The 23,484-nt window shown below is 46.7% G+C and carries 23 protein-coding genes; all 23 read left to right on the forward strand.

Translation table 11 applies throughout. The features are described 5' to 3' along the window. Positions 1-17 precede the first annotated feature (17 nt). Positions 18-194 carry a 50S ribosomal protein L32 gene (gene rpmF, locus EWH91_RS06090; RefSeq protein ID WP_129929145.1) on the forward strand — a complete coding sequence of 59 codons (177 nt, stop codon included), beginning with the start codon at positions 18-20 and terminating at the stop codon, positions 192-194. A gap of 226 nt (positions 195-420) precedes the next feature. Further along, complete coding sequence (locus tag EWH91_RS06095; protein WP_129929146.1) at positions 421-984, forward strand: RsfA family transcriptional regulator; 564 nt, start codon at positions 421-423, stop codon at positions 982-984. Between the two features lie 160 nt (positions 985-1,144). Further along, on the forward strand, positions 1,145-1,576 hold the full coding sequence (gene mraZ / locus EWH91_RS06100; protein WP_129929147.1) for a division/cell wall cluster transcriptional repressor MraZ: 432 nt from the start codon (positions 1,145-1,147) through the stop codon (positions 1,574-1,576). A 63-nt stretch (positions 1,577-1,639) separates the two neighbouring features. Next, a complete protein-coding gene (gene rsmH, locus EWH91_RS06105; RefSeq protein WP_129929148.1) occupies positions 1,640-2,599 on the forward strand; it encodes a 16S rRNA (cytosine(1402)-N(4))-methyltransferase RsmH in 960 nt (319 codons plus the stop codon). Further along, positions 2,596-2,958, forward strand: a complete 363-nt coding sequence (gene ftsL / locus EWH91_RS06110; protein ID WP_129929149.1) for a cell division protein FtsL — start codon at positions 2,596-2,598, stop codon at positions 2,956-2,958. The genes rsmH and ftsL overlap by 4 nt, the downstream gene beginning before the upstream one ends. A gap of 16 nt (positions 2,959-2,974) precedes the next feature. Next, positions 2,975-5,203, forward strand: coding sequence for a peptidoglycan D,D-transpeptidase FtsI family protein (locus EWH91_RS06115; protein ID WP_129929150.1), 2,229 nt, complete (start codon positions 2,975-2,977; stop codon positions 5,201-5,203). A 71-nt stretch (positions 5,204-5,274) separates the two neighbouring features. After that, positions 5,275-7,221: a stage V sporulation protein D gene (locus EWH91_RS06120; protein WP_129929151.1), complete on the forward strand. Its 1,947-nt coding sequence runs from the start codon at positions 5,275-5,277 to the stop codon at positions 7,219-7,221. Between the two features lie 129 nt (positions 7,222-7,350). Continuing rightward, positions 7,351-8,823 carry a UDP-N-acetylmuramoyl-L-alanyl-D-glutamate--2,6-diaminopimelate ligase gene (locus EWH91_RS06125; RefSeq protein ID WP_129929152.1) on the forward strand — a complete coding sequence of 491 codons (1,473 nt, stop codon included), beginning with the start codon at positions 7,351-7,353 and terminating at the stop codon, positions 8,821-8,823. Positions 8,824-8,858: 35 nt separating this feature from the next. Next, complete coding sequence (locus EWH91_RS06130) at positions 8,859-10,232, forward strand: UDP-N-acetylmuramoyl-tripeptide--D-alanyl-D-alanine ligase (protein ID WP_129929153.1); 1,374 nt, start codon at positions 8,859-8,861, stop codon at positions 10,230-10,232. A gap of 102 nt (positions 10,233-10,334) precedes the next feature. Next, entirely contained in the window at positions 10,335-11,312 is a 978-nt protein-coding gene (gene mraY / locus EWH91_RS06135; RefSeq protein ID WP_129929154.1) for a phospho-N-acetylmuramoyl-pentapeptide-transferase, read from the forward strand. Beyond that, positions 11,309-12,673, forward strand: coding sequence for a UDP-N-acetylmuramoyl-L-alanine--D-glutamate ligase (gene murD, locus EWH91_RS06140; RefSeq protein ID WP_129929155.1), 1,365 nt, complete (start codon positions 11,309-11,311; stop codon positions 12,671-12,673). The genes mraY and murD overlap by 4 nt, the downstream gene beginning before the upstream one ends. Positions 12,674-12,731: 58 nt before the next feature. Beyond that, complete coding sequence (gene spoVE, locus EWH91_RS06145; RefSeq protein WP_129929156.1) at positions 12,732-13,832, forward strand: stage V sporulation protein E; 1,101 nt, start codon at positions 12,732-12,734, stop codon at positions 13,830-13,832. 118 nt (positions 13,833-13,950) lie between these two features. Further along, on the forward strand, positions 13,951-14,739 hold the full coding sequence (locus EWH91_RS06150; protein WP_129929157.1) for a cell division protein FtsQ/DivIB: 789 nt from the start codon (positions 13,951-13,953) through the stop codon (positions 14,737-14,739). 400 nt (positions 14,740-15,139) lie between these two features. Beyond that, positions 15,140-16,420 (forward strand): cell division protein FtsA, encoded by a 1,281-nt coding sequence (gene ftsA / locus EWH91_RS06155; protein ID WP_129929158.1) that lies wholly within the window; start codon positions 15,140-15,142, stop codon positions 16,418-16,420. A gap of 75 nt (positions 16,421-16,495) precedes the next feature. Beyond that, positions 16,496-17,674, forward strand: a complete 1,179-nt coding sequence (gene ftsZ, locus EWH91_RS06160; RefSeq protein ID WP_129929159.1) for a cell division protein FtsZ — start codon at positions 16,496-16,498, stop codon at positions 17,672-17,674. 315 nt (positions 17,675-17,989) lie between these two features. Continuing rightward, positions 17,990-18,913: a sigma-E processing peptidase SpoIIGA gene (spoIIGA, locus tag EWH91_RS06165; protein WP_129929160.1), complete on the forward strand. Its 924-nt coding sequence runs from the start codon at positions 17,990-17,992 to the stop codon at positions 18,911-18,913. A 24-nt stretch (positions 18,914-18,937) separates the two neighbouring features. Next, entirely contained in the window at positions 18,938-19,648 is a 711-nt protein-coding gene (gene sigE / locus EWH91_RS06170) for an RNA polymerase sporulation sigma factor SigE (RefSeq protein ID WP_129929161.1), read from the forward strand. Positions 19,649-19,816: 168 nt separating this feature from the next. Further along, the gene (gene sigG / locus EWH91_RS06175) at positions 19,817-20,596 is read left to right on the forward strand and encodes an RNA polymerase sporulation sigma factor SigG (RefSeq protein WP_129929162.1); all 780 of its coding nucleotides are present in this window, start codon (positions 19,817-19,819) and stop codon (positions 20,594-20,596) included. 284 nt (positions 20,597-20,880) lie between these two features. Then, positions 20,881-21,147 carry a YlmC/YmxH family sporulation protein gene (locus EWH91_RS06180; protein ID WP_129929163.1) on the forward strand — a complete coding sequence of 89 codons (267 nt, stop codon included), beginning with the start codon at positions 20,881-20,883 and terminating at the stop codon, positions 21,145-21,147. A gap of 85 nt (positions 21,148-21,232) precedes the next feature. Beyond that, positions 21,233-22,054, forward strand: a complete 822-nt coding sequence (gene pgeF, locus EWH91_RS06185; RefSeq protein ID WP_129929164.1) for a peptidoglycan editing factor PgeF — start codon at positions 21,233-21,235, stop codon at positions 22,052-22,054. Between the two features lie 7 nt (positions 22,055-22,061). Next, positions 22,062-22,754: a YggS family pyridoxal phosphate-dependent enzyme gene (locus EWH91_RS06190; protein ID WP_129929165.1), complete on the forward strand. Its 693-nt coding sequence runs from the start codon at positions 22,062-22,064 to the stop codon at positions 22,752-22,754. Positions 22,755-22,759: 5 nt separating this feature from the next. After that, positions 22,760-23,203 carry a cell division protein SepF gene (locus tag EWH91_RS06195; RefSeq protein WP_129929166.1) on the forward strand — a complete coding sequence of 148 codons (444 nt, stop codon included), beginning with the start codon at positions 22,760-22,762 and terminating at the stop codon, positions 23,201-23,203. Between the two features lie 5 nt (positions 23,204-23,208). Then, positions 23,209-23,478 (forward strand): YggT family protein, encoded by a 270-nt coding sequence (locus EWH91_RS06200; protein WP_165364256.1) that lies wholly within the window; start codon positions 23,209-23,211, stop codon positions 23,476-23,478. The last annotated feature ends 6 nt before the right edge of the window (positions 23,479-23,484 follow it).

Below are 23,484 nucleotides of genomic sequence, written 5' to 3' on the forward strand. Positions count from 1 at the left end.
CTGAGGAGGTGCGTACTGTGGCAGTACCTAAAAGGAGAACGTCAACTACACGTAAGAATAAGCGGCGTACACATTTCAAACTGACCGTTCCGGGCATGGTGAAATGCGATAACTGCGGAGAATATAAACTGGCACACCGTGTATGTCCGAATTGTGGCTCATACAAAGGTGAAACTGTAATTGAAAAAGACTGATGAAAAAACCGAGAAGCGCATGCTTCTCTTTTTTTGCCTTGCTTTGTTAAATAAATGTGTTGCATTCTGCTTTAGATGCTCACCTTTCGAAAACAAGTCTTCCCTCTCTTCTTTCTGAACAGCAAAAAGTTTGCCTCTCTTTTATTCTATCGAACCTATTAAGTGCATAGGGTTGGAACAGGGGCGTTGATCGCATCCATTCTATGAGAAAAGAGAGGGAAAAGTTATGCCGTCCATTCGACAAGATGCCTGGTCCCACGCTGAAGATGTCAAACTTGCTGAAGCGGTTCTCAGACATATCAAGTCAGGAAGTACCCAGCTTGCTGCTTTTGCCGAGGCAGGATCTATGCTGTCGCGTACAGCCGCCGCCTGTGGATTTCGCTGGAATTCTACAGTCAGGAAACAATATGTGCAGGAACTGAGTCAGGCAAAGAGTGAACGTAAGGCAAGGAAGAAGCAAAGAAAGAAAACGCATTCTGCGAAAGAAGCATCAGATTCATTTTCCGCTGAGTTTAAGGAGAATACCGGCACGTCCATTGATGAAACCATTGAATTACTGAATCAGCTGAAACTAAGTCTCTCCTCTTCGTTAAATCCGGAACTGCAGAATGAAGTCAGAAGGCTGGAAGCGGAAAATAGAATGCTTGATCAGGCATACAGAAAACTGGAGAAAGAATACGGGAGCCTGTTGAAAAACTACAATTCTGTAGTTCGCGTTCTTGAGATAGTGGATCAGGCAAGAAAGCAAATGCCGGGTGAAACAGACCGGAAAGACGGGTTAACCGTATAAGATATCATAAATTTAGAATGCCCATATCATAAGCCATCGGTTGCTGAAACCATGGCTTTATTTTTTGTGGTTTATGATACAGATCCAGGGGTAATTATAAAAATTGAGTGGTGAAAAGTGGGGGGATGTGGTAAAGTATAAAACAAGGAGGCGGCCTGTAATGTTTATGGGTGAGTTCACACACAATATTGACGATAAAGGCCGCCTCATCATTCCCTCGAAATTCAGAGATGAACTTGGTGAAACATTCGTGATTACCCGCGGGCTCGATCAGTGCCTTTTTGTCTATCCTCAATCAGAGTGGCATCGTATTGAAGATAAATTGAAGGCATTACCGTTTACAAAGAAAGATGCCCGGGCGTTTACCCGATTCTTTTTTTCAGGTGCAAGCGAATGTGGACTTGATAAACAGGGAAGAGTGTCAATAAACCTCCCATTAAGAAATTACGCCGGTCTTGAGAAAGAATGTACGGTTATCGGCGTATCAACGCGTCTTGAAATCTGGGACAGCAAGACCTGGAAGGGCTACTTTGAAAAGTCTCAGGAATCATTCAGTGATATTTCGGAGAACCTTCTGGACCTCGATTTATAAAATAATCGCAAAAGGAATTGTCCGCTATACCGATCAACTATCACCCTTCAGGAGTCTGGTTGCATGTTTGAACACATTACTGTATTAAAAAAAGAAGCCGTTAGAAGTCTGAATGTGAAACCTGCCGGAATTTATGTTGACTGTACTCTTGGAGGTGGCGGCCACAGTGAAGCCATCGTCAGACAATTGTACAGCGGACATTTGTTTGCTTTTGATCAGGATCAGGAAGCTTTGGATGCTGCCGAGAATAGATTGTCTGTTTATTCAGAAAAAATAACTTTTATCAAATCCAATTTCCGTAATTTAAAAGAACAGCTCGCCAGATACGACATTTCTCAGGTGGACGGGATTCTCTTTGATCTTGGTGTCTCGTCACCACAGTTCGATCATGCTGAAAGAGGATTCAGTTATCAGCATGATGGTCCGCTGGATATGCGTATGGACAGAGATCAGGAACTCAATGCCGGGATTATTGTTAATGAATGGCCGTATGACAGACTCGTACACATTTTTTATATGTATGGGGAAGAACGCTTCTCAAAACAAATTGCGAGGGCGATTGAGAAATCCAGAAAAATTCAGCGAATCCGTTCGACCGGAGAACTGGTGACGCTGATTAAAGAAGCGATACCGGCACCGGCCAGAAGAAAGGGTGGTCACCCGGCGAAGCGTGTCTTTCAGGCACTGAGGATCGCCGTTAATGATGAACTGGGGAGTTTTGAAGAAGCACTGAATCAATCGCTGGAACTGCTTCGCCCAGGTGGACGGATCGCCGTGATCACTTTTCAGTCTCTTGAGGACAGGCTGTGTAAACAATTTTTTAAAAAATACAGTGAACCACCGGATGATCTTCCGCCTGATCTTCCTCAGCTGCCGGAAGAATCAAAGCCTCCTCTGCAGAGAATTGGCAAAAAGCCGGTGACTCCGACCGAGGAAGAATTGAAAAATAATCGCAGGTCAAGGTCGGCAAAACTCAGAGTCGCAGAAAAAATAAGAAGTATTGAAGGAGGATCATTCAGATGAGTCAAACGCAGCGCGCATTTCATTCTCGCGGGCAGGAAGCCCCTGCAACAAGACAAGTACCGGTTCAGAAACCGGTTGTCATTACACGCCGTATCAGCAAAGGAGAAAAGCTGCTTTGGATCATGGCAGGCGCTGTCCTGTTCCTCCTCGCTGCCTGCATTGTTGCCAATCAGGCAAAGTTATTCCTGGTATCAAAGGATGTGCAGAAGCTGCAGTCACATGCGGATACTCAGGCAAAGACCGTTCAGCAGCTGAAAACAGAAAAAGACAGTTTAAGCTCTCCAGAAAGGATTGTTCGTTTTGCCGAAGAAAAATTAAATCTTAAACTGGATGTCAATAAAATTAAAGTTCTTCCATAAAGAAGGGGGCCCGGCCTTGTTTCAAAGAAAAAGGAGATCCCTCAGTTTCTGGGCAGGCTTAGTCGGCGCATGTTTTATGCTGGCTTTTTTTGTGATCATCGGTCGCTTTGTTTATATTGCACAGGGGAAAGAAATTGAAGGGCACAAACTGATGCCTATTGCTAAGAATCAGTGGTCACAATATAAAGTGATCGACGAAAAGCGGGGAACGATCTATTCAGCTAACGGCCGTATTCTCGCTGAGGATGTTCCTGCTTACACACTGTTTGCGGTGACAAGCCCTAATGCCGGGAAAGACCGGCAGGGGAATCTCAGATACGTGAAAGATAAAGAAAAAACAGCCAGATTGCTCGCTCCTGTCCTGGGAATGAAGGAAAGCGATATGCTGAACCGCCTGAATAAGAACGCTTACCAGGTAGAGTTTGGCTCGAAGGGTCGCATGCTCAGCTATGAGAAGAAAAAACAGATTGACAAACTTGGGCTTCCGGGGATCGGCTATCTGACTGAGTCCAGAAGATATTATCCGGAACAGGGAAGTGCCGCCTATACCATTGGTTTTACTCAGACAGATTCCAAAACAAAAAAGCGGCAGGGCGCTTTCGGTATAGAACAGTCGCTTGATCGTTATCTCTCAGAGAAAGATGGAACGGTTCGCTATTACAAGAGCGTATCAGGCGTGCCGATACCCGATGAACATCAGAGGATCTCGAAGTCTGTGCCGGGGAACGACGTCCATCTGACGATTAATTCCAGCATACAGACGGTTCTGGAACAGGCAATGACTCGTGTAAATAAAGAATATACACCTGAAAGCATGGTAGGTGTCGTTGCGGATCCGAAGACCGGTAAAATCCTTGCCATGTCGTCCTTGCCGGGTTTTAACCCGAATAAACGTGATATAAAGCAATTTAGCAACAGCGCTATTTCTGATCCTTATGAACCCGGTTCGGTGATGAAAACCTTCACGGTCGCTTCAGCCATTGATGCCGGTGTCTATAATGGTCAGGCGACTTACCCCTCTGGAGATTATAAGACCAAAGGCGGAACCATTCATGACTGGCACCGCGGCGGTTGGGGAACGATCACATTTAATCAGGGATTTGAACTCTCATCCAATGTAGGTATGTCCGTACTGACTGATAAATATATCGGTCCGGACCGGCTGGGCGCGTATTTTAAAAAATTTGGTCTGATGAAAAAAACAGGGATTGACCTCCCCGGAGAACGGTCCAGTCTGGTGAACTGGACATGGCCGATTGATAAACTGGAAGCCTCGTTTGGTCAGGCGTCCGCCTTTACAGCCATACAGATTGTTCAGGCAGCCACAGCCATAGCAAACGATGGAAAAATGATGCGGCCGTATGTGGTAGATAAAGTGGTTAATCCTGAAACGAAAAAAAAGGTGGTTGATCATCAGCCGGTTGTTGCCGGCCAGCCTATTTCGCCTCAGGCGGCTGAACAGACCCGGTCACTCCTTCGCCGGGCAGTCAGTGCAAAAGACGTGGTGAAGGGATATAATGCAACAGGAGTTGCTTATGATCTTCCAGGTTATGATGTGATTGGAAAGACCGGCACGGCTCAGGTTGCCGTGGACGGTCAGTATCTGCCGGGAAAAAATAATTACATCTATTCTTTTCTTGGGATGGCACCTGAAAAGGATCCAAAATTAATCGTATACGTCGCTGTGAAGCAGCCTCAACTGAAACCGACCGACCTAGGGGCAGAACCAGTAGAACAGATTGTCCGACCGGTGATGGCCAGCAGTCTGCAGTACATGCAGGTTCGGAAAGCCAGTTCGAAAAGCGGAGATATGGGGACATCCTCGGAAAAGGTGGACAATTATACCGGTCAGCCCATAACAGAGGCTGAAACTGCGCTGAAAAACAGCGGACTGAACCCGGTTTCCGCTGGTACAGGAACCGTTTCAAAGCAGGTCCCCGCTGCCGGTGACAAGGCAGTAAAGGGAAGCAGAGTGATTCTTCTTGGATCCGGATCAGTGACCGTTCCTGATCTGTCCGGCTGGTCACTGGCAGACAGTATGAAGTTTGCCGAGGCAGCCGGTATGAAACTGAAAGTGCAGGGGAACGGCTTTGTGACAGGACAGAAACCGAAACCTGGTTCACGTGTAAAGAGCGGATCCGACTTGACCCTTCAACTGTCTCCTCATCAGCCGGGCCCGGAACAAAAAGAAACAACTGAAGATGCGAAAAGCAGCTCGAATCAGCCGGAAGGGCAGAACGAGTGAATGCGCAGCCTGTTCTATTTCTCTGAATCTGGTCATATGGCTAGGACAAGGGGGAGATAGGAGGGGCTTTTTTGCGTATACCAAAACATCTGGTGAAGAAACGGCTGCTGCTGATCCTTGCAGGCGGGCTCTGTATTTTTGCCATATTTATCGTGAGGCTGATTTATGTTCAGATTTTTAATAATGACTGGCTGACTCAAAAAGCTCTTGAAGAATGGGGGAAAAACATTCCCTACGAAGCAGAGCGCGGTGACATTCTGGATGCACGCGGGAAAGTGCTGGCAACCAATATAAGCAGCCCTTCTGTGCTGGTTGTGCCAAAGCAGATAAAAAAGGGGCAGCGTGAAAAGACGGCAGATGCCTTATCCGAAATTCTGGGCATGAGCAGGCGCCGTGCATTGGAAAAAATATCTCAGAATGAACTGATCGTTCGCCTGACGCCGGAGGGAAGGAAGATTTCCAATGAAAAAGCATCAAAGATCAAGAGCCTGGCGTTACCCGGTGTCTTCATTGCCGAGGATTTTAAACGGGATTATCCAAAGGGAAATTATCTCGCCCACGTCCTCGGATTCGCAGGAATTGACAATCAGGGACTGACAGGTCTCGAAGCGTATTATAATGATGGACTTAAAGGGAAAAATGGAAGTGTCACCTATTTTTCCGATGTCCGGGGCAACCGAATGTCTGATCTGAAAGACAAGTATACACCTCCGGAAAGTGGATCAAGCCTGATGCTGACCATTGATTCGCGTGTTCAGTCCATTATCGAGAGAGAGCTGAATAACGCTGTTGCTCTCTATCGACCGGACAGCGCCCTCGCCATTGCCATGAATCCGAAGAATGGAAATATTCTCGGGATGTCTTCGAAACCGGATTTTAACCCTGCCAGATACAAAGAGGTACCACCGGAAATTTATAATCACAATCTGCCGATCTGGCGCACGTATGAGCCGGGATCGACCTTTAAGGTCATTACGCTCGCTGCCTCGCTTCAGGAGAACGTTGTAGATCTTAAAAAGGATCATTTTTATGATTCTGGATCGATTGATGTTGCCGGGACTCATCTGCATTGCTGGAAGAGAGGCGGTCACGGTTCCGAGACCTTTCTTGAGGTCGTTCAGAACTCATGCAATCCAGGCTTTGTCGCACTGGGGGAAAGACTGGGTAAAGAACGTTTATTTTCATATATTGAAAAATTCGGTTTTGGCAAGAAAACAGGGATTGATCTCCAGGGTGAAGCAACGGGCATTCTGTTCAAAAAAGATCGAGTCGGACCACTTGAGACGGCAACAACAGCATTTGGTCAGGGGGTTTCCGTTACCCCCATTCAGCAAATTACAGCTGTATCTGCGGCAATTAACGGTGGTTATCTGTATGAACCCCGTCTGGCCAAAGCGTGGGTAGATACCGATACAGGGAAGGTCATCAACCGGATTGAACCCGCTATTAAACGGCAGGTTATTTCATCTGAAACGTCAAAAAAGGTCAGGGAGACGCTGGAAAGTGTTGTTGCCCAGGGGACAGGAAGAAATGCCTACGTTGAAGGTTATCGTGTCGGAGGCAAAACCGGAACAGCACAGAAAGTGAATCCGAAGGGCGGCGGATACATGCAGGGAAATTATATCGTTTCGTTCCTTGGCTTTGCTCCGGCTAATGATCCGGAAATTGTCGTTTATGTCGCAATCGATCACCCGAAGGATACGGTTCAGTTTGGGGGCACAGTGTCTGCACCCGTCGCCGGCAGGATTATCGGCGACAGCCTGAGCGCACTTGGCGTAAAGAGACAAAAAGGCGGTCTTGAAAAAGAGACCCGCTGGCCGGATCAGCCCATGATCAAAGTACCTGATCTTGTTGGACAGAAGAAACAGGATCTTCAAAATGCACTGTTTGACCTGAAAATAAAAACACAGGGGAGTGGTGACAGGGTGACCATGCAATCGCCTGAGGCCGGTATCAAGGTTAAACAAGGTTCAACAATCATGATATACTTAGGTGACAAAAAGAAACCGGACGATTAAAATAAGCAAGGGACGGGGAAGCGGCAGGTCTGTCCGCTTTCCGGCATACATAGGTTCGCCGGGTGAAAAAAAGGGTTAACACTCAGTACCGTTCTCTTTTATAATGAAAAACTAAGGACGTGTTTTTTTATGAAGTTATCCAAATGTCTGGAAATTTTGCCTGACTTCAGGAAGGACAGGGCTGCAGATCCGGAGGTTTCCGATCTGGTCATTGATTCACGGCTTGTTACCCAGGGATCACTTTTTTTCTGCATTAAAGGGCATCATGCGGATGGTCATCAATATGCTGCTCAGGCAGAACAGAAGGGTGCTGTGGCCATCGTTGCTCAGGATAAACTGTCTGTTTCGGTGCCGGTCATTTATGTAAATGATACACATCGTGCACTGGCCATGATATCTGATCACTACTATGCGCATCCCAGCCACTCGCTGCATCTCATTGGCGTGACGGGAACAAATGGAAAAACAACGATCACCTATCTTGTGCAGGCTATCCAGGAAGCTGCCGGAATCAGTACAGGTGTTATCGGTACGATGGGCATGCATTACAAAGATCATTTCAGTCCTGTTGACAATACGACCCCTGAAGTCCATCTGATCCAGAAAAATCTGGCAGCTATGAAGAAGCAGGGGGCTGCATCCGTTGTGATGGAGACCTCATCCAATGCGCTTTATGACGGCAGGGTCAGAGGCTGCGATTTTAATGTTGCCATTTTTACCAATCTGACAGAGGACCATCTGGATTTGCACGGATCGATGAAAGACTACATGTATGCGAAAAGTCTGCTTTTTTCTCAGCTGGGCAACCATTACAGTGAAGATGGAGAAATTAAAGCCGCAGTATTAAATGTTGACGACAAAGTGTCGAACGTCTATAAACAGATGACCGCAGCACCTGTCATCACATATGGTATTGATCATGAGGCTGATTTTCGTGCGACATCGATCCGGATCACCCCTTCCGGCACTTCATTTTCTCTGGTGACAGGAGGCGAGACCTATCCGGTGGCCATGAAACTGATTGGTCGATTCAGCGTTTACAATGTTCTGGCAGCCATTGCAGCCTGCTCCGTAAAAGGACTGAAAATGAGCGGAATGATTCAGGCAATTGAACAGGTAAAGGGCGTTCCCGGGAGATTTGAAACAGTCAGCGCCGGACAGGACTTTACCGTTATTGTAGATTATTCACATACCCCTGACAGTCTTAAAAATGCCCTGTCAACCATTAAAGAATTTGCGAAAAAAAAGATCATTACCGTTGTTGGATGCGGGGGCGACAGAGAGAGAGGTAAACGTCCGGTGATGGCGAAAATAGCTGTCGATCACAGTGATCTGGCTATTCTTACTTCCGATAATCCAAGAACCGAAGATCCTGAAGCGATTCTTCAGGAAATGGCAGCAGGTGTCAAGGGCATGGCTTATAAGAAGATTACAGATCGGAAACAGGCCATCAGATATGCAATCAGTCATGCCGGTACAGGTGATATTATTCTGATCGCCGGGAAAGGTCATGAAACCTATCAGATCATTGGTACGGTGAAACATCATTTTGATGATCGTGAAATAGCGAAACAAATCATTACGGAATTAACGGGAAACTGAGAAAAGGGCAAAGTTTCGGCAAAGGAGATCTACAGATGAGCATTGGTGTTGAAATAATCAGAGGGCAGGCGATTCAAATACTGGGTGATACCTCCCGCCTGAATAAGCTGAATATCATGACGGACAGCAGAAAAACGGTTGCCGATGGACTTTTTGTTCCGCTCCGCGGCCATCACTTTAACGGTCATCGTTTTCTGTCGCAGGCGATTGAAAACGGAGCTGTCGCCTCGTTATGGATGGAGCGAGAACCTCTTCCGGATCGCCTTCCTGAAGGGTTCCCGCTGTTTCTCGTTGCAGAAACGCTTAAGGCATTACAAAGCATGGCAAAAGCCTGGCTGATTCATTGCCGGTGCAAAGTGGCAGCTGTAACGGGTTCAAACGGCAAAACGACAACGAAAGACATGATTTACAGCATTCTGTCACGCAGATTCAAAGCATATAAAACACAGGGAAACTTAAATAATCACATTGGCGTGCCCCTGACGATCCTGGCTATGCCGGAAGATACAGAGGTACTGGTTCTTGAAATGGGTATGAATCATTTTGGAGAACTGACCTTTTTGAGTCAGCTTGCCAAGCCTGATATTGCTGTAATCACAAATGTCGGTGAATCGCACATCGAATTTCTTGGCTCAAGAGCAGGTATCGCCAGAGCGAAACTGGAAATTACGGCAGGGCTGAAAAAAAGAGGAGCATTGATCATCGACGGGGATGAACCCCTATTGACTCAGATCCATACCCATGCCTTTCAGATTATTACGTGCGGATACGAGGATCATAATGACTGGAAGATCACGGGGATCAAAGAAGGGACAGAAGGTTACGGCTTTTCATTAAACCACGGGATAAAAGAATACAGAATTCCGGTACTCGGGAAGCAGAATGTCAAAAATGCCGTGCTCAGTCTGGCAGTTGCCAAACGGCTTCATGTCAGCTCAGAAACAATAAAGGAGGGGCTGGAGCATCTCAGCCTGACAAAAATGAGATTTGAGAGAGTCCGGGGCCTAAACGGTTCGCTTCTGATTAATGACTGCTATAACGCCAGCCCGAGCTCGATGGAAGCCTCTCTCGAAACACTCAAAGCGTTACCCGGCTTTAAAAGAAGAGTGGCTGTGCTGGGCGATATGTATGAGCTCGGCAGCAATGAAGAGAAGCTTCACAGGGGCATTGCCAGAGTACTGACAGCGCCCCTGACCCATGTGGTCACCATTGGTGATAAGGGGGCGTGGATTGCTGCACCATTACTTGAGAAGAAAGAAGCTGCCGGTCGGCCGGAGGTTCATTCATTTCATGACAAAACCGAGGCACGGCAATTTCTGGCGGGTCTGCTTGATGATCAGACAGTGATGCTCTTTAAAGCCTCTAGATTGATGCAACTTGAGACACTTGTATCGGAATTGAGCATATAAATGTCCGGCAGCTGAAAAAACGGCAGATGCGGGCTGACCTGCCATCTGTACGATAGAACATATGGATCTATCGGATTTGGATCAGAAGGAGAGAAAGGGTTCATGATATTGTCTTTGTTGTTTGGTCTTGCGATTGCGTTTCTATCTACATTAGTTCTTGCCCCTATTGTCATTCCATTACTGCACCGTCTGCACTTTGGTCAGTATATCAGGAGAGAAGGGCCGAAAAGCCATCAGAAGAAGGCAGGCACGCCAACCATGGGTGGTGTGATATTCCTCCTCGGACTGATCATCGGCGTGCTCATCATGGCGTTTAAATATCATGCGGCAACTCCGGAAACATGGATGCTGCTTTTTGTTACGCTGGGTTTCGGTCTTGTCGGGCTTCTCGATGATTTTATTAAAGTGGTCATGAAAAGGAATATGGGTCTGACCTCCAGGCAGAAAATGCTGGGTCAGCTGGTCATCGCCGTTGCTTTCTGGCTGATACTGACCCGTTATGATTATTCTACTTATCTTTATTTTCCCGGAACCGACTGGATGATTAATCTGGGATGGTTTTACCCTGTGTTTATCATTTTTCTGCTGGTCGGAGTACCTAATGCAACTAATCTGACTGATGGTATGGACGGCCTGCTCTCGGGGCTTGCAGCCATTGTCTTTGCTGCCTATACTGTGATTGCCTGGACTTCGATGAGTCTCGGTGTAGCCACTTTTGCAACAGCCATGCTTGGCGCACTTCTTGGTTTTTTAATTTTTAATGCGCATCCTGCGCGGGTGTTTATGGGAGATACCGGATCACTGGCTGTCGGGGGAGCAATAGCCGGTATGGCTATTCTGACGAATACGGAGATACTTCTTGCGATTATCGGTGGCGTTTTTGTTATTGAAACACTGTCTGTCATTATCCAGGTGATCTCATTTAAGACGACTGGGAAAAGGGTGTTTAAAATGAGCCCCATTCACCATCATTTTGAACTGTCCGGATGGTCTGAATGGAAAGTCGTCACTGTTTTCTGGCTGGTTGGTTTAATTCTTGCCGTTATCGGCGTTTACTTGGAAGTGGGGATGACCTTTTGAAACAGATTACGTCGTATATGAATAAAAAAGTGGTTGTACTTGGACTGGGAAAAAGCGGTTATGCCGCAGCAAAATTAATGAAAGTGCTTGGCGCGAACGTTACGGTGAACGACAGAAATGATCTGTCCGCTGATCCGCACGCGCTGGAGCTCGAGCGGCAGGGGATAAAAGTCATTGGAGGCGCGCATCCTCTGGACCTGATCGACGAGACTGTCGATGTCCTGATTAAAAATCCGGGGATTCCCTACTCCAATCCCATGGTTCGGAAAGCCCAAAAGACAGGTGTACGGGTGATTACCGAAGTGGAGATTGCGGCGGAAGTATCGGAAGCCCCGTTCATCGGGGTGACCGGATCGAATGGGAAAACGACAACGACGATGCTCATCGGTGAAATGATGAAAGGATCAACACATCAGCCTGTTGTTGCCGGAAATATCGGGACAGCCCTTTGCTCCGTAGTGCAGCAGGTATCGCCTCAGAATGTCCTGGTATCGGAACTCTCAAGTTTTCAGCTTCTGGGTACAGAAACGTTCCATCCTGAAGTGGCAGTTGTGCTGAATATCTTCGAACATCATCTTGATTATCATGGAACAGTGGAAAATTATGCTAAAGCCAAGGCAAGGATTACATTGAATCAGACAGCGGATGATACGCTGATTTATAATGCAGACAGCAGGCGGTGTGTCCATTATATAGCTGAGGTATCAAAAGCAAATAAAGTGCCGTTTTCCACAACGAAGAGGCTGCCGGAAGGTGCTTATATCCAGGATGACGTGATTTATTTCAGAAATGAGAAAATCATGCCATGTTCACAGATGGGGCTGCCGGGCGAGCACAACCTGCAAAATGCCCTTGCCGCAGTGGCTGCTGCACGGATATACGGCGTGCCGGCTCCGTTTATTGCCGGTGTTCTCCGATCTTTTACCGGAGTACGTCATCGCCTGCAATATGTGGATACGATTCAGGGACGGATCATTTATAATGATTCCAAGGCAACAAATATTCTGGCTACATCAAAAGCGCTGCACGCATTTCCCGGAAAAGGAATTGTACTTCTGGCGGGCGGACTGGACAGAGGAAATGGATTTGACGAACTCGTTCCCTTCCTGAAAAAAGCGGATATCAGAGCCGTCCTGCTTTTCGGACAGACAGCTGCCAAACTTCAGGACGCCTGTAAAAAAGCAAAGATCCCGATCATAAAAACAGTTGAAAATGTTGAGGCAGCCGTACCGGAAGCCTTTGCACTCTCAAAACCTGGAGATGTGATTTTATTATCGCCCGCCTGTGCCAGCTGGGATCAGTACAAATCTTTTGAACAGCGGGGGGACATTTTTATTCATGACGTGAATAAGTTTAGATAAGGACAGGCCGGACCGAGACGGCCGTCTGAAACATCCTTATCTGAACGGAGTGTTGTTCATGAACCGGCACCGCGTTTTTCCTGACCGCTTTTTTCTGCTTATCACGTTTATCCTGCTCATAACGGGACTTGTGATGGTTTACAGTGCCAGCGAAGTGTCCGCTGCTCATAAATTTGGCGACACCTTTTATTTTTTGAAAAGGCAGTTGCTGTTTGCATCTGTCGGGGTTATCTGTCTCTTTGTCGTCATGAACATCGATTATCGGACATGGAAGAAGTGGTCCCATATCGGTATTCTGCTCTGTTACGGGCTGCTCCTCCTGGTCCTGATTCCCGGAGTCGGTCTTTCGCGTGGCGGAGCAAGCAGCTGGCTCGGAATCGGAGCTTTCTCGATTCAGCCATCTGAATTTATGAAAGTGGCACTGATCATTTACCTGGCAAGGTTTCTGTCTGAGCGTCAGCAGGATCTTCCCTCATTCAGGAAAGGGCTGCTTCCGGCTTTATTTCCGGTTCTTGCTGCCTTTGGCCTGATTATGCTGCAGCCTGATCTTGGAACGGGCATGGTGCTTGTCCTGACCTGCACCATGATGATCTTTGTGGCAGGCGCACGGATCAAACATTTTCTTTTTATGGGCGCTGCGGGATGTATGGGCATTGCCGGCCTGATTATTTCTGCTCCGTACCGGTTGCAGAGACTGACATCGTATGTGGATCCCTGGCAGGATCCGGGCAAAAGCGGTTTTCAGATTATCCAGTCTTTACTTGCCATCGGACCAGGCGGACTGATGGGGTTTGGACTCGGCGAGAGCCGGCAGAAATTTCAGTATCTGCCGGAAGCGCAGAATGATTTTATCTTCTCAATTATCTCAGAGGAGCTGGGTTTCATCGGTTCTGTCGGCGTCCTGATGCTCTTCTGTCTGCTGCTCTGGCGCGGCATACGGATTGCAATGAGTGCCCCTGATCTGTTCGGCACGCTGCTGGCTGCCGGTATCACCGGCATGATTGCCATTCAGGTGATGATCAACATAGCGGTTGTCATCGGGCTGATTCCGGTAACCGGAATTACACTGCCCTTCCTCAGCTATGGGGGATCCTCATTAACCCTGATTCTGATTTCTATCGGCATCCTTCTGAATATCAGCAGTTACAGTAAAAGTTAAGGGAAATGATGCTGGCGGATAACAAACCGTTGCTGTTTCTCAGAAAAGTCAATAGAATAATACTAGACTACTGACAGGCTGAAATGGCTTTTAGATCTTTATCAGGGAGGAGAGAAAAATGGATAAGGAAAAGGTTGTGCCTCTGGAAGACAGGCTTCCCCAATTAAAAAAAGAACGGAAACAAAGGGCAAATCGCCGATTCGCTTTTTATGCGATTGTTTTTTTTATCCTGATCCTTATTATCGTTTATTTCCAGTCCCCGCTCAGCAAGGTCCGCCAGATTACTGTTGAAGGAGCGCGGATTACTTCGACTGATCAGATAGTTAAAGCAAGCGGCATTACAAAAAATACACACATATGGGATATTCGTTCCAATGCGGTGGAGAAGAAAATTAAATCTCTGTCAACCGTGAAATCAGCGACAGTTGACTCTGCGTTTCCAAACAGAGTGAAGATTCATGTTGTTGAATTCACCCGCAGTGCTTATTTAAGCAAGGGCGAAAATTTCTACCCCATTTTACAGAACGGGACAATTATGGGGAAAATGCCGCAGAATAATCTTCCCGTCGATGCACCGGTTCTCATGGGGTTTAAGAGCCAGCAGGAAATCCGTGCGGTGACGCAGGGCCTTTCTGCATTACCCGAAGAGATCATTCGCAGCATTTCTGATATTCATTACATAAATCAACAGCCGGGCGATGAAGATAATCTGATTCTTTACATAAATAACGGGAACCGGATCGTCGCCAGTACCGCAACGTTTGCAAAAAATATAAGAATGTACCCTGAAATCTCTGCACGTCTGCCGGAGAATGTCCGTGGCACGATTTATTTAAGTGTCGGGAGTTATTTTACACCTTATGAAAATTCTGAAAAACAGCAGAAGCAAGAAACGGCTGAGCCCTGATCTGCAAATTCACCGCTTTCATAATCCGTAATCTTGCATAATTAAAACTTTTCTAGTCAATCAACTTGGTGTAGACTATAACATAGTTGCGAATTCATTTCCCGACTCTGATTTTCTCTTTAAGGTTGGCGAAGAATATAAATAATGGGTTCATTATTTAGCATTTTCTGCCGATTTATAGATTAAGAGCTGTTTTTTACATGAATGTGATTTAGAAAAAAGGGATATGTTCCGATACGTAGAATACAGAGAAGTAGGGCATGTTTCTATCAATAAGGAACAGGATATTAACGGGTTGAAACTCTTGCCGTTCAACTTTATACCGTTTGTTCATTTACACAAGTCCATACATCCCTGATCATGTATTTTATTGCTTAAAAGATTAGAAGGGGTGCCACTAATGAATAGCGAGGATATTTTTGTCAGCCTTGACATTGGCACGTCCAGTATCAAGACTGTGATCGGTGAAATGACGGGTTCGTCTCTTAATGTGATTGGTGTCGGAGAGGCGGATTCCCACGGGATTAAAAAAGGGTCGATTGTCGATATTGATTCGACCGTGAGATCAATTAAGCAAGCCGTTCAGCAGGCAGAAAGAATGGTTGGACTGAATATAAAAAGTGTGATTGTCGGCATATCAGGAAACCATATTGAACTCAGACCCTGCCGCGGTGTTGTTGCTGTTTCGAACGAAAATCATGAAATCGGAAGTCCGGATATTGAGCGAGTCATTTCTGCTGCTCAGGTTATGTCCATTCCACCTGAAAGAGAAATTATTGATGTCATCCCGGAACAGTTCATTGTTGACGGGGTAGATGAGATTAATGATCCGCGAGGAATGATCGGTGTCAGGCTGGAGATGGAAGGGACATTGATCACTTGCTCGAAGACCGTGCTTCATAACCTCCTCAGATGTGTGGAGAGATCCGGTCTTCAGGTCGCCGATATCTGTCTGCAGCCGATGGCTCTTGGATCTGTAGCTTTGTCTGCAGATGAGAAGAACCTTGGTGTGGCTCTGATTGATATGGGCGGAGGCGCGACAAGCGTCAGTGTGTTTGATCAGGGTATGATGCTCTCAACATTTGAGCTGCCGGTAGGAGGCAATCATATCACAAAGGATATCTCGATTATTCAGCGTATTCCACTGGCAGAAGCAGAACAGCTGAAAATCGATCACGGGACAGCCACAGTTCATACAGCTTCTGAAGAGGACACATTTACAGCGTCACAGATCGGCAGTGCAAATAAACAGACATTGAACCAGCGGGATCTGGCCGCAATCATAGAAGCCAGAATGGGTGAAATGTTTGATATAATCATGGAAGAGCTTCAGAGAATCGGGATTAACCGGCTCCCCGGGGGCTTTGTACTGACCGGAGGAGTTGCAGCAATGCCGGGTGTTCTGGATCTGGCGGTACATAGACTGAGTTCAAGTGTCCGTATAGCGGCTCCGGATTACATAGGGGTACGTGAGCCAAAATATACCGGATGCATTGGTCTGATTCAGTTTGCCTGCCACAATGTGAAGATTCAGGGTAAAGAAGTGGCAGTTGCTGTAGAATCAGGAGACTTCGAAGCCGTTCCTCAGCCGGAAGGACAGAAACAGACCAGGCACAGTCGTAAATCGGGCGAAGGTATGACTTCAAAAGTCAGAAACTGGTTTAAGGTTTTCTTTGAATAAAAAAATGAAACGATTGACGAGAGTAAAAAGGTTGGAACGGAGTGGATTCAACCTCTGAATGGGAGGAAATGAACGATGTATGAGAACGATACGGAGACGGAACACCTCGCAAAAATCAAAGTAATCGGAGTAGGCGGAGGCGGTAGTAACGCCGTCAACAGAATGATCGACAGCGGCATTCAGGGTGTTGAATTCGTCTGTGCGAATACAGATGCGCAGGCGCTGAAGTTATCTAAGGCGGGAACGAAGCTTCAACTGGGTGAAAAACTGACAAAAGGACTGGGCGCAGGGGCGAATCCCGATGTCGGGAAAAAAGCTGCAGAAGAAAGCAGAGACCAGGTTGAAGAAGTTTTAAAGGGCTCGGATATGGTTTTTGTCACGGCCGGCATGGGTGGCGGAACCGGTACTGGAGCCGCACCTACCATTGCCGAGATTGCACGGGATGCAGGGGCACTGACGGTCGGCGTTGTCACCCGTCCGTTTACATTTGAAGGACGAAAGAGGGCCAAACAGGCACAGTTAGGCATTGGCACACTGAAAGAAAAGGTCGATACACTGATTGTCATCCCTAATGATCGGCTTCTCGAAATCGTGGATAAAAATACCCCGATGCTTGATGCGTTCAGAGAAGCGGACAATGTACTCAGGCAAGGTGTTCAGGGCATCTCTGATCTGATTGCTGTCCCGGGGCTGATCAATCTTGACTTCGCTGATGTGAAAACGATTATGACGGAGGGCGGATCTGCCTTAATGGCGATCGGTATCGCTTCCGGTGAGAACAGAGCAGCAGATGCTGCGAAAAAAGCGATCTCAAGTCCCCTGCTTGAGAAATCGATTGACGGTGCGAAGGGCGTTCTAATGAACATCACAGGCGGAAGCAATCTGAGCCTGTATGAGGTAAATGAAGCTGCTGATATTGTTGCTACAGCTGCAGATGAAGAGGTTAACATGATTTTCGGTTCAGTCATCAGTGAGGAGCTGGACGATGAAATCGTCGTGACTGTCATTGCCACAGGATTCGTTGATGATGAGAAAGATCATCCGCAGATGAATCATACGGCATCCGGGGCTGTCAACTCGCGCAGACAGGCTGCTGATGAGGAACATCCCGCGGGAAATGCTCCAGTGAAATCGAGACATGATGATGAAGTGATTCGGAAGCAACCGTCACGCAGATCCCATAGTCTCGTTGACGATGAAGATACCCTTGATATTCCGACATTTCTGAGAAACAGACGGCACAGAAATCAATAAAAGATTCTGTAAACGACATCGTTCTCTAAAAAGCGAATGGGTTGTTCCTCCCCGCCCACAAACAAGAAGGCATGCCGGTTAAACAATCATCTGTTTAACCAGCATGCTTTTTCAGTAATGATAAAAAGTAGAAGAAAATTCTGAGAATATTGGCCAACTCATATCTGCCGCGCCTGCCAGCCTGCCAGCTGGCAGGCTTTTCTTTTACTACGACAAAAAAAGTCAAAATAAGCAATTAAACCCTTACACAGATTGACAGACATCCACGGATGAGCCTATTATACTGATTTTATAAAATTTAAGAAGGTGGGAGCCATGGTTCTCTATCTTGATGCTGTGTGGTTCCTGAATCTGCTGATCGACGCCTGTCTGCTCAAACTGACAGCGATTATGCTCAGAAGGCGAACGAAGCGGATCCGGATGTGGATGGGAGCATTTGTTGCATCTGCCATCGTTCTGCTTCTGTTCTCGCCGCTTGCCCCGATGATTGGCCATCCGCTGGGTAAATTACTATTTTCCGTTCTGATTATCCTGATCACGTTTGGATTTTGCAGCTTTTCGGTGTTTTTTCAGAATCTGGCGGCGTTTTATTTCTCTGCGTTTGCATTAGGCGGTGGCCTGTTTGCCTTACACTATATTTTTCAGTTCCGTTCATTTTATGCAGAGAACAGTATGCTTACAACGCTGAGTTTCGGTGACCCGGTCAGCTGGATTGTTGTTGCAGCAGGTTTTCCACTTTTATGGTATTTTTCGAAAAAAAGGCTGGAACAGACAGCGTATCGTAAATGGCAGGCTACAACCGGTGCGGAACTGACCATTAGCCTGTCGGGACAGACGATCCGTGCAAGAGGACTTGTTGACAGTGGCAATCAGCTGCGTGATCCGTTAACCCGATTGCCTGTCATGTTCTTACAGATGGATGCCTGTCGGGGCCTCTTCCCCACTGTTATCGAGAGGGCCTTTATCGAAAACCACCCCTTTGAACTCCCCCCGGAAGCAGATGATGAGTGGAAAAGCCGGATGACATGGGTTCCTTACCGCACAGTCGACGGGGTGACCAACTATCAGACAACCGTACGCCCGGATGCTGTCCTGATTCAGCATGAAGGAAAACTTATCGAATGCCGGAAGGTACTGATCGCTGTCAAAAATCAGAAACTGAGCTCTGCCGGGGACTTCAACTGTATTCTCCATCCGGACATGCTGCTTAACGGAAGAACCATTGTATCAGCTTCATAAACAGGCAAGAGGAGGAGTCAGCAAATGAAAGCATTTTTTCTGAAAATATGGAATAAATTACTGGTTAAATTACACCTTCGGCCTGAAGAAATATATTATATCGGGGGAAATGACGGACTACCCTCGCCTCTTACCAAAGAGGAAGAAGCTGAACTGATGAAAAAACTGCCGTCAGGTGATCCAAAGGTCAGGTCGACACTGATTGAACGTAATCTGAGACTTGTTGTTTATATCGCAAGGAAGTTTGACAATACACGAATTAATATTGAAGATCTGATCAGTATTGGCACAATCGGTCTGATCAAGGCTGTCAATACATTTAATCCGGAAAAGAAGATTAAACTCGCGACGTATGCGTCCCGGTGCATAGAAAATGAGATTCTGATGTATTTACGTCGTAACAACCGTAGACGTTCGGAAGTGTCTCTGGATGAACCGCTTAATGTGGACTGGGACGGGAATGAATTGCTGCTCTCTGATATCCTCGGAACGGATAACGATGTCACAACCAGAGGAATGGAGAAAAAAGTTGATCAGACATTACTGAAAAAAGCGATGCTGATGCTCAGCGACAGGGAGAAGGAAATTATGAAGCTCAGATTCGGACTTTCAGGAGGCAGAGAAAAAACGCAGAAAGATGTTGCCGATCAGCTGGGCATTTCTCAGTCCTATATCTCCCGTCTGGAAAAAAGAATTATCAAACGCTTAAAAAAGGAATTCAGTAAAATGGCCTGATCCGGCCGCCTTGCCAAAAGGATCAGTCTGTTGCTGTGCATAAAAAGGTCCCCCCGGGAAATACTTGACGATATAGCGGAAAACAGGTGTAAAAAGCTTTCAGAAAAATGGGCATTTCCTGGTTCCGCCACAGTTTCAAGTCAGTTCGGACGTGGGAGGTTATCCTTTATGGCACGGCACAAAGTTGAAATCTGCGGTGTTGATACATCAAAGCTGCCTGTCTTGAAAAATACGGAAATGCGCCGGTTGTTTGCCGAGATGCACTCGGGGAAAAATGAAGCCAGAGAAACGCTCGTCAACGGCAATCTTCGTCTCGTTCTCAGTGTCATTCAGCGTTTTAATCATCGTGGTGAGTCGGCAGATGATTTGTTCCAGGTCGGCTGTATTGGATTAATGAAATCCATCGATAATTTCGACTTAAGTCAGAATGTACGTTTTTCAACTTACGCGGTGCCCATGATCATTGGGGAAATACGTCGTTATCTTCGGGATAATAACCCAATCCGCGTGTCACGCTCACTCAGAGATATGGCGTATAAGGCACTTCAGGCAAGAGAAAAGTATATTACCAAACATTCTAAAGAACCAACAACCGCTGAACTTGCCAGAATTCTTGATCTTCCGGTTGAGGAAATTGTTTTTGCGATGGATGCGATTCAGGATCCTGTGTCGCTGTTTGAACCCATATACAGCGATGGAGGAGATCCGATCTTTATCATGGATCAGATCAGTGATGAAAAACATAAAGATCGTGACTGGGTGGACAAGATTGCACTCGGTGAGGCGATGAAGAAGTTACATGAACGTGAAAAGAGAATTGTGGCTATGCGCTTTTTTTACGGCAAGACGCAGATGGAAGTTGCCCGTGAAATCGGTATCTCGCAGGCACAGGTCTCAAGGCTTGAAAAAATGGCGATTAAAGAAATGAATCAGGACATCGGCCCCTGAATACGGGGTCAGTATTTATCCCGTATGAACAGGCAGGTTCCCCTCAGGGTCATGAGGATAAACGAACAGGCCCGGGTGCGGGATCGTTGCCCGCAGCAGTTCGATGGGTTCAACTGACAATCCGCGGGGGAACGCGCAGGCTAAAAACGCGGGCATCCTATCGTAACGCCTGCACTGGCACATCCTGTGCGCCCGAAAAACCCCATGGATTGAAGTTTCACTTTATCCGGTCTCAATCCCTCTCCTGTCCCATATATTTATATAAATGGGAGGGGGATTTTTTCATGCCAAGAATTTCAGATTTTCAGACAAAGGAAATTGTTAATGTGGAAAACGGAAAGCGTTTGGGACACATCGGCGATCTCGATGTCAATCTTGCATCGGGAAAAATCGAAAACCTGATTATTCCCGGCGCAGGAAAGATTATGGGGCTGTTTGGACGGGATAATGATGTCGTTGTCCCATGGAGTAATATTGTCAGAATTGGTAAAGATGTGATTCTTGTGCGATTCTATAGTGATTCTGATGTGCCGGGACGTGAGAATGAGTGAAAAAATAAAGCGTTTCGCCAAAGGATATGTTATCATATATGATGAAAAACTTTTCCTGTAAATCATAAGAAAAGGTGGACACCCTATGGAGCCATTTTCCCTGAAAGAGCGTACGGCTCTTTATTTTGAACCTGCTGGTGCACAGAACCGGGTTATTGCAGGATTTTCTCTGCGCAGCGGCGGAATGAGCTGGGGGAACTTTTCCTCGCTGAACCTCGGTCTGCATGTGGGTGATCGTCCGGAAAATGTGGTCATGAACCGGCGACTTCTCGGAGAAGAAGCGGGCTTTCCGCCTGAAAGGTGGGTGTGCGCGCAGCAGGTCCACGGCACGCGGATTGCCCGTGTCAATGAGAGCCATGCAGGTTCAGGTGCGCTGGAACTGCAATCGGCGATCAGCGAGACGGACGGACTGTTTACGACTGAGGAAAACCTTCTTCTGGCACTCTGTTTCGCGGATTGTGTTCCCGTTTATTTCTATGTAAACGAACCGGCTGCGGTCGGAATTGCCCACGCAGGCTGGCGCGGAACCGCGGGTGGTATCGTTTCAAAAATGGTTCGGGTTCTGACGGATGAACTGAACGTCAGACCAGATGCCATTTACGCGGTCATCGGACCGTCTATTGGGCAAAACGATTATGAAGTCGATCAGACCGTGATGGATGAAATGATGAAACTGCCCTGCCTTTCGAAGGGAGCGGCAAAAGAGCATGGAAAGGGGCATTTCCTGCTTGATTTAAAGGCAATCAACCGGTCTTTACTCCTTGATGCCGGCCTGCCTGAAGCGCATATACAGGTTTCCTCTTTCAATACCTGCTCTGAACCGGATTTGTTTTATTCTTTTCGCAGAGATAAAGGAAAGACAGGGCGAATGATGGGATTTACTGGTTTAAAGAAAAAAGGGGTATGAAAGAAAATTGACAGTTGCGGAAAATCTTCGGACCATTAATGAAAAAATCAGCAGAGCCTGTGAAAAATCGGGACGAAATCGTGATGAAGTGACGATTGTTGCTGTAACCAAATACGTCAGTGTGAAACGTGCTCTGGAAGCCAGGGATGCAGGACTGTTTCATATTGCTGAAAATAGAAAAGAAGGCCTGCTGGCAAAACAGGACGCGATGAAAGATCCCCGTCTGATCTGGCATCTGATCGGGACGCTTCAGACGCGTAAAGTTAAAGATGTGATCAACAGAGTAGACTATTTTCATGCGCTGGACCGGCTGAAACTTGCCCGGGAAATTAATAAGAGAATGACTTCCGGAAAGCTGAAATGCTTTATTGAAATGAACATTTCCGGTGAAAAGACAAAACACGGGATCCCTGTCGAAGAACTGAACGGATTTATTGACGCTTTAAAGGCATACGAGCATATACAGGTTATTGGACTGATGACGATGGCTCCGAATACGGAAGACACCGGGTTAATCAGAAATGTGTTCCGAAAGCTCAGAGTATGTCGGGATCAGATCAGAGATAAGCACCTGGATTATGCACCCTGTACAGAACTGTCGATGGGGATGTCACACGATTATCCCATTGCTGTTGAAGAAGGAGCAACTTTCGTCAGGATAGGCACTTCGCTCGTTGGAAATGAATTGAAGGGAAGTTAGTCAATATGGGACTGAAAACGACACTGCGGCGTTTTTTTGATCTTGAGGATGTAGAAGATCCTTCAGGTGAAGAACTTCATGACAAAGAAGCGGAATGGCCTGTCCGTGATGAGCGCAGATCATTTGAGAAGGGTGGTCGCCTGATCACCCTTCAGAATGTGCATCGTCAGGAGAAAGTTGTCCTCGTTGAGCCCAAAAGTTTTGATGAGGTTCAGGATATCGTGGCGCATCTCAAGAACAGACGAACTGTTATCTGCAGCCTTCAGACGGTCAATAAAAGCGAAGGACAGAGAATCCTTGATTTTATGAGCGGAACCTGCTATGCCCTTAACGGACAAATTAGAAAAATTGGAAAAGATACTTTTCTGTTTGCTCCCGAATATATTGATATCTCCGGTTTTATCAGTAGCCGGAGTGAAAGTAATAACCACTCAGAAGTAAAGAGGTGACCGGTTTGGTGCTATTCGCGGAAATTCTGACAAAATTAATCAATATCTACTCATGGCTGTTGATCATTTATATTTTTATGTCATGGGTTCCGAGTGTTCAAAATTCATCAATCGGTCAGATTCTGGCCAGGATTTGTGAACCCTTCCTGGCGCCCTTCAGAAAGATTATTCCCCCGATTGGCGGCATGATTGATATTTCTCCGATCATTGCCTTTTTTGTTCTTCAGATGGCTACACGAGGGATCTGGAGTCTGGCCCTTATGATATCCGGGTGATGCATC

Source organism: Sporolactobacillus sp. THM19-2 (assembly GCF_004153195.1).
Lineage (GTDB): Bacteria > Bacillota > Bacilli > Bacillales > Sporolactobacillaceae > Sporolactobacillus.

Bases quoted from the DNA above. Each gene is read 5' to 3' on its own strand.
- EWH91_RS06095 (WP_129929146.1), top strand. From the start codon at position 421: ATGCCGTCCATTCGACAAGATGCCTGGTCCCACGCTGAAGATGTCAAA.
- mraZ (WP_129929147.1), top strand. From the start codon at position 1,145: ATGTTTATGGGTGAGTTCACACACAATATTGACGATAAAGGCCGCCTC.
- rsmH (WP_129929148.1), top strand. From the start codon at position 1,640: ATGTTTGAACACATTACTGTATTAAAAAAAGAAGCCGTTAGAAGTCTG.
- ftsL (WP_129929149.1), top strand. From the start codon at position 2,596: ATGAGTCAAACGCAGCGCGCATTTCATTCTCGCGGGCAGGAAGCCCCT.
- EWH91_RS06125 (WP_129929152.1), top strand. From the start codon at position 7,351: ATGAAGTTATCCAAATGTCTGGAAATTTTGCCTGACTTCAGGAAGGAC.
- EWH91_RS06130 (WP_129929153.1), top strand. From the start codon at position 8,859: ATGAGCATTGGTGTTGAAATAATCAGAGGGCAGGCGATTCAAATACTG.
- mraY (WP_129929154.1), top strand. From the start codon at position 10,335: ATGATATTGTCTTTGTTGTTTGGTCTTGCGATTGCGTTTCTATCTACA.
- spoVE (WP_129929156.1), top strand. From the start codon at position 12,732: ATGAACCGGCACCGCGTTTTTCCTGACCGCTTTTTTCTGCTTATCACG.
- EWH91_RS06150 (WP_129929157.1), top strand. From the start codon at position 13,951: ATGGATAAGGAAAAGGTTGTGCCTCTGGAAGACAGGCTTCCCCAATTA.
- ftsA (WP_129929158.1), top strand. From the start codon at position 15,140: ATGAATAGCGAGGATATTTTTGTCAGCCTTGACATTGGCACGTCCAGT.
- ftsZ (WP_129929159.1), top strand. From the start codon at position 16,496: ATGTATGAGAACGATACGGAGACGGAACACCTCGCAAAAATCAAAGTA.
- spoIIGA (WP_129929160.1), top strand. From the start codon at position 17,990: ATGGTTCTCTATCTTGATGCTGTGTGGTTCCTGAATCTGCTGATCGAC.
- sigE (WP_129929161.1), top strand. From the start codon at position 18,938: ATGAAAGCATTTTTTCTGAAAATATGGAATAAATTACTGGTTAAATTA.
- sigG (WP_129929162.1), top strand. From the start codon at position 19,817: ATGGCACGGCACAAAGTTGAAATCTGCGGTGTTGATACATCAAAGCTG.
- EWH91_RS06180 (WP_129929163.1), top strand. From the start codon at position 20,881: ATGCCAAGAATTTCAGATTTTCAGACAAAGGAAATTGTTAATGTGGAA.
- pgeF (WP_129929164.1), top strand. From the start codon at position 21,233: ATGGAGCCATTTTCCCTGAAAGAGCGTACGGCTCTTTATTTTGAACCT.
- EWH91_RS06195 (WP_129929166.1), top strand. From the start codon at position 22,760: ATGGGACTGAAAACGACACTGCGGCGTTTTTTTGATCTTGAGGATGTA.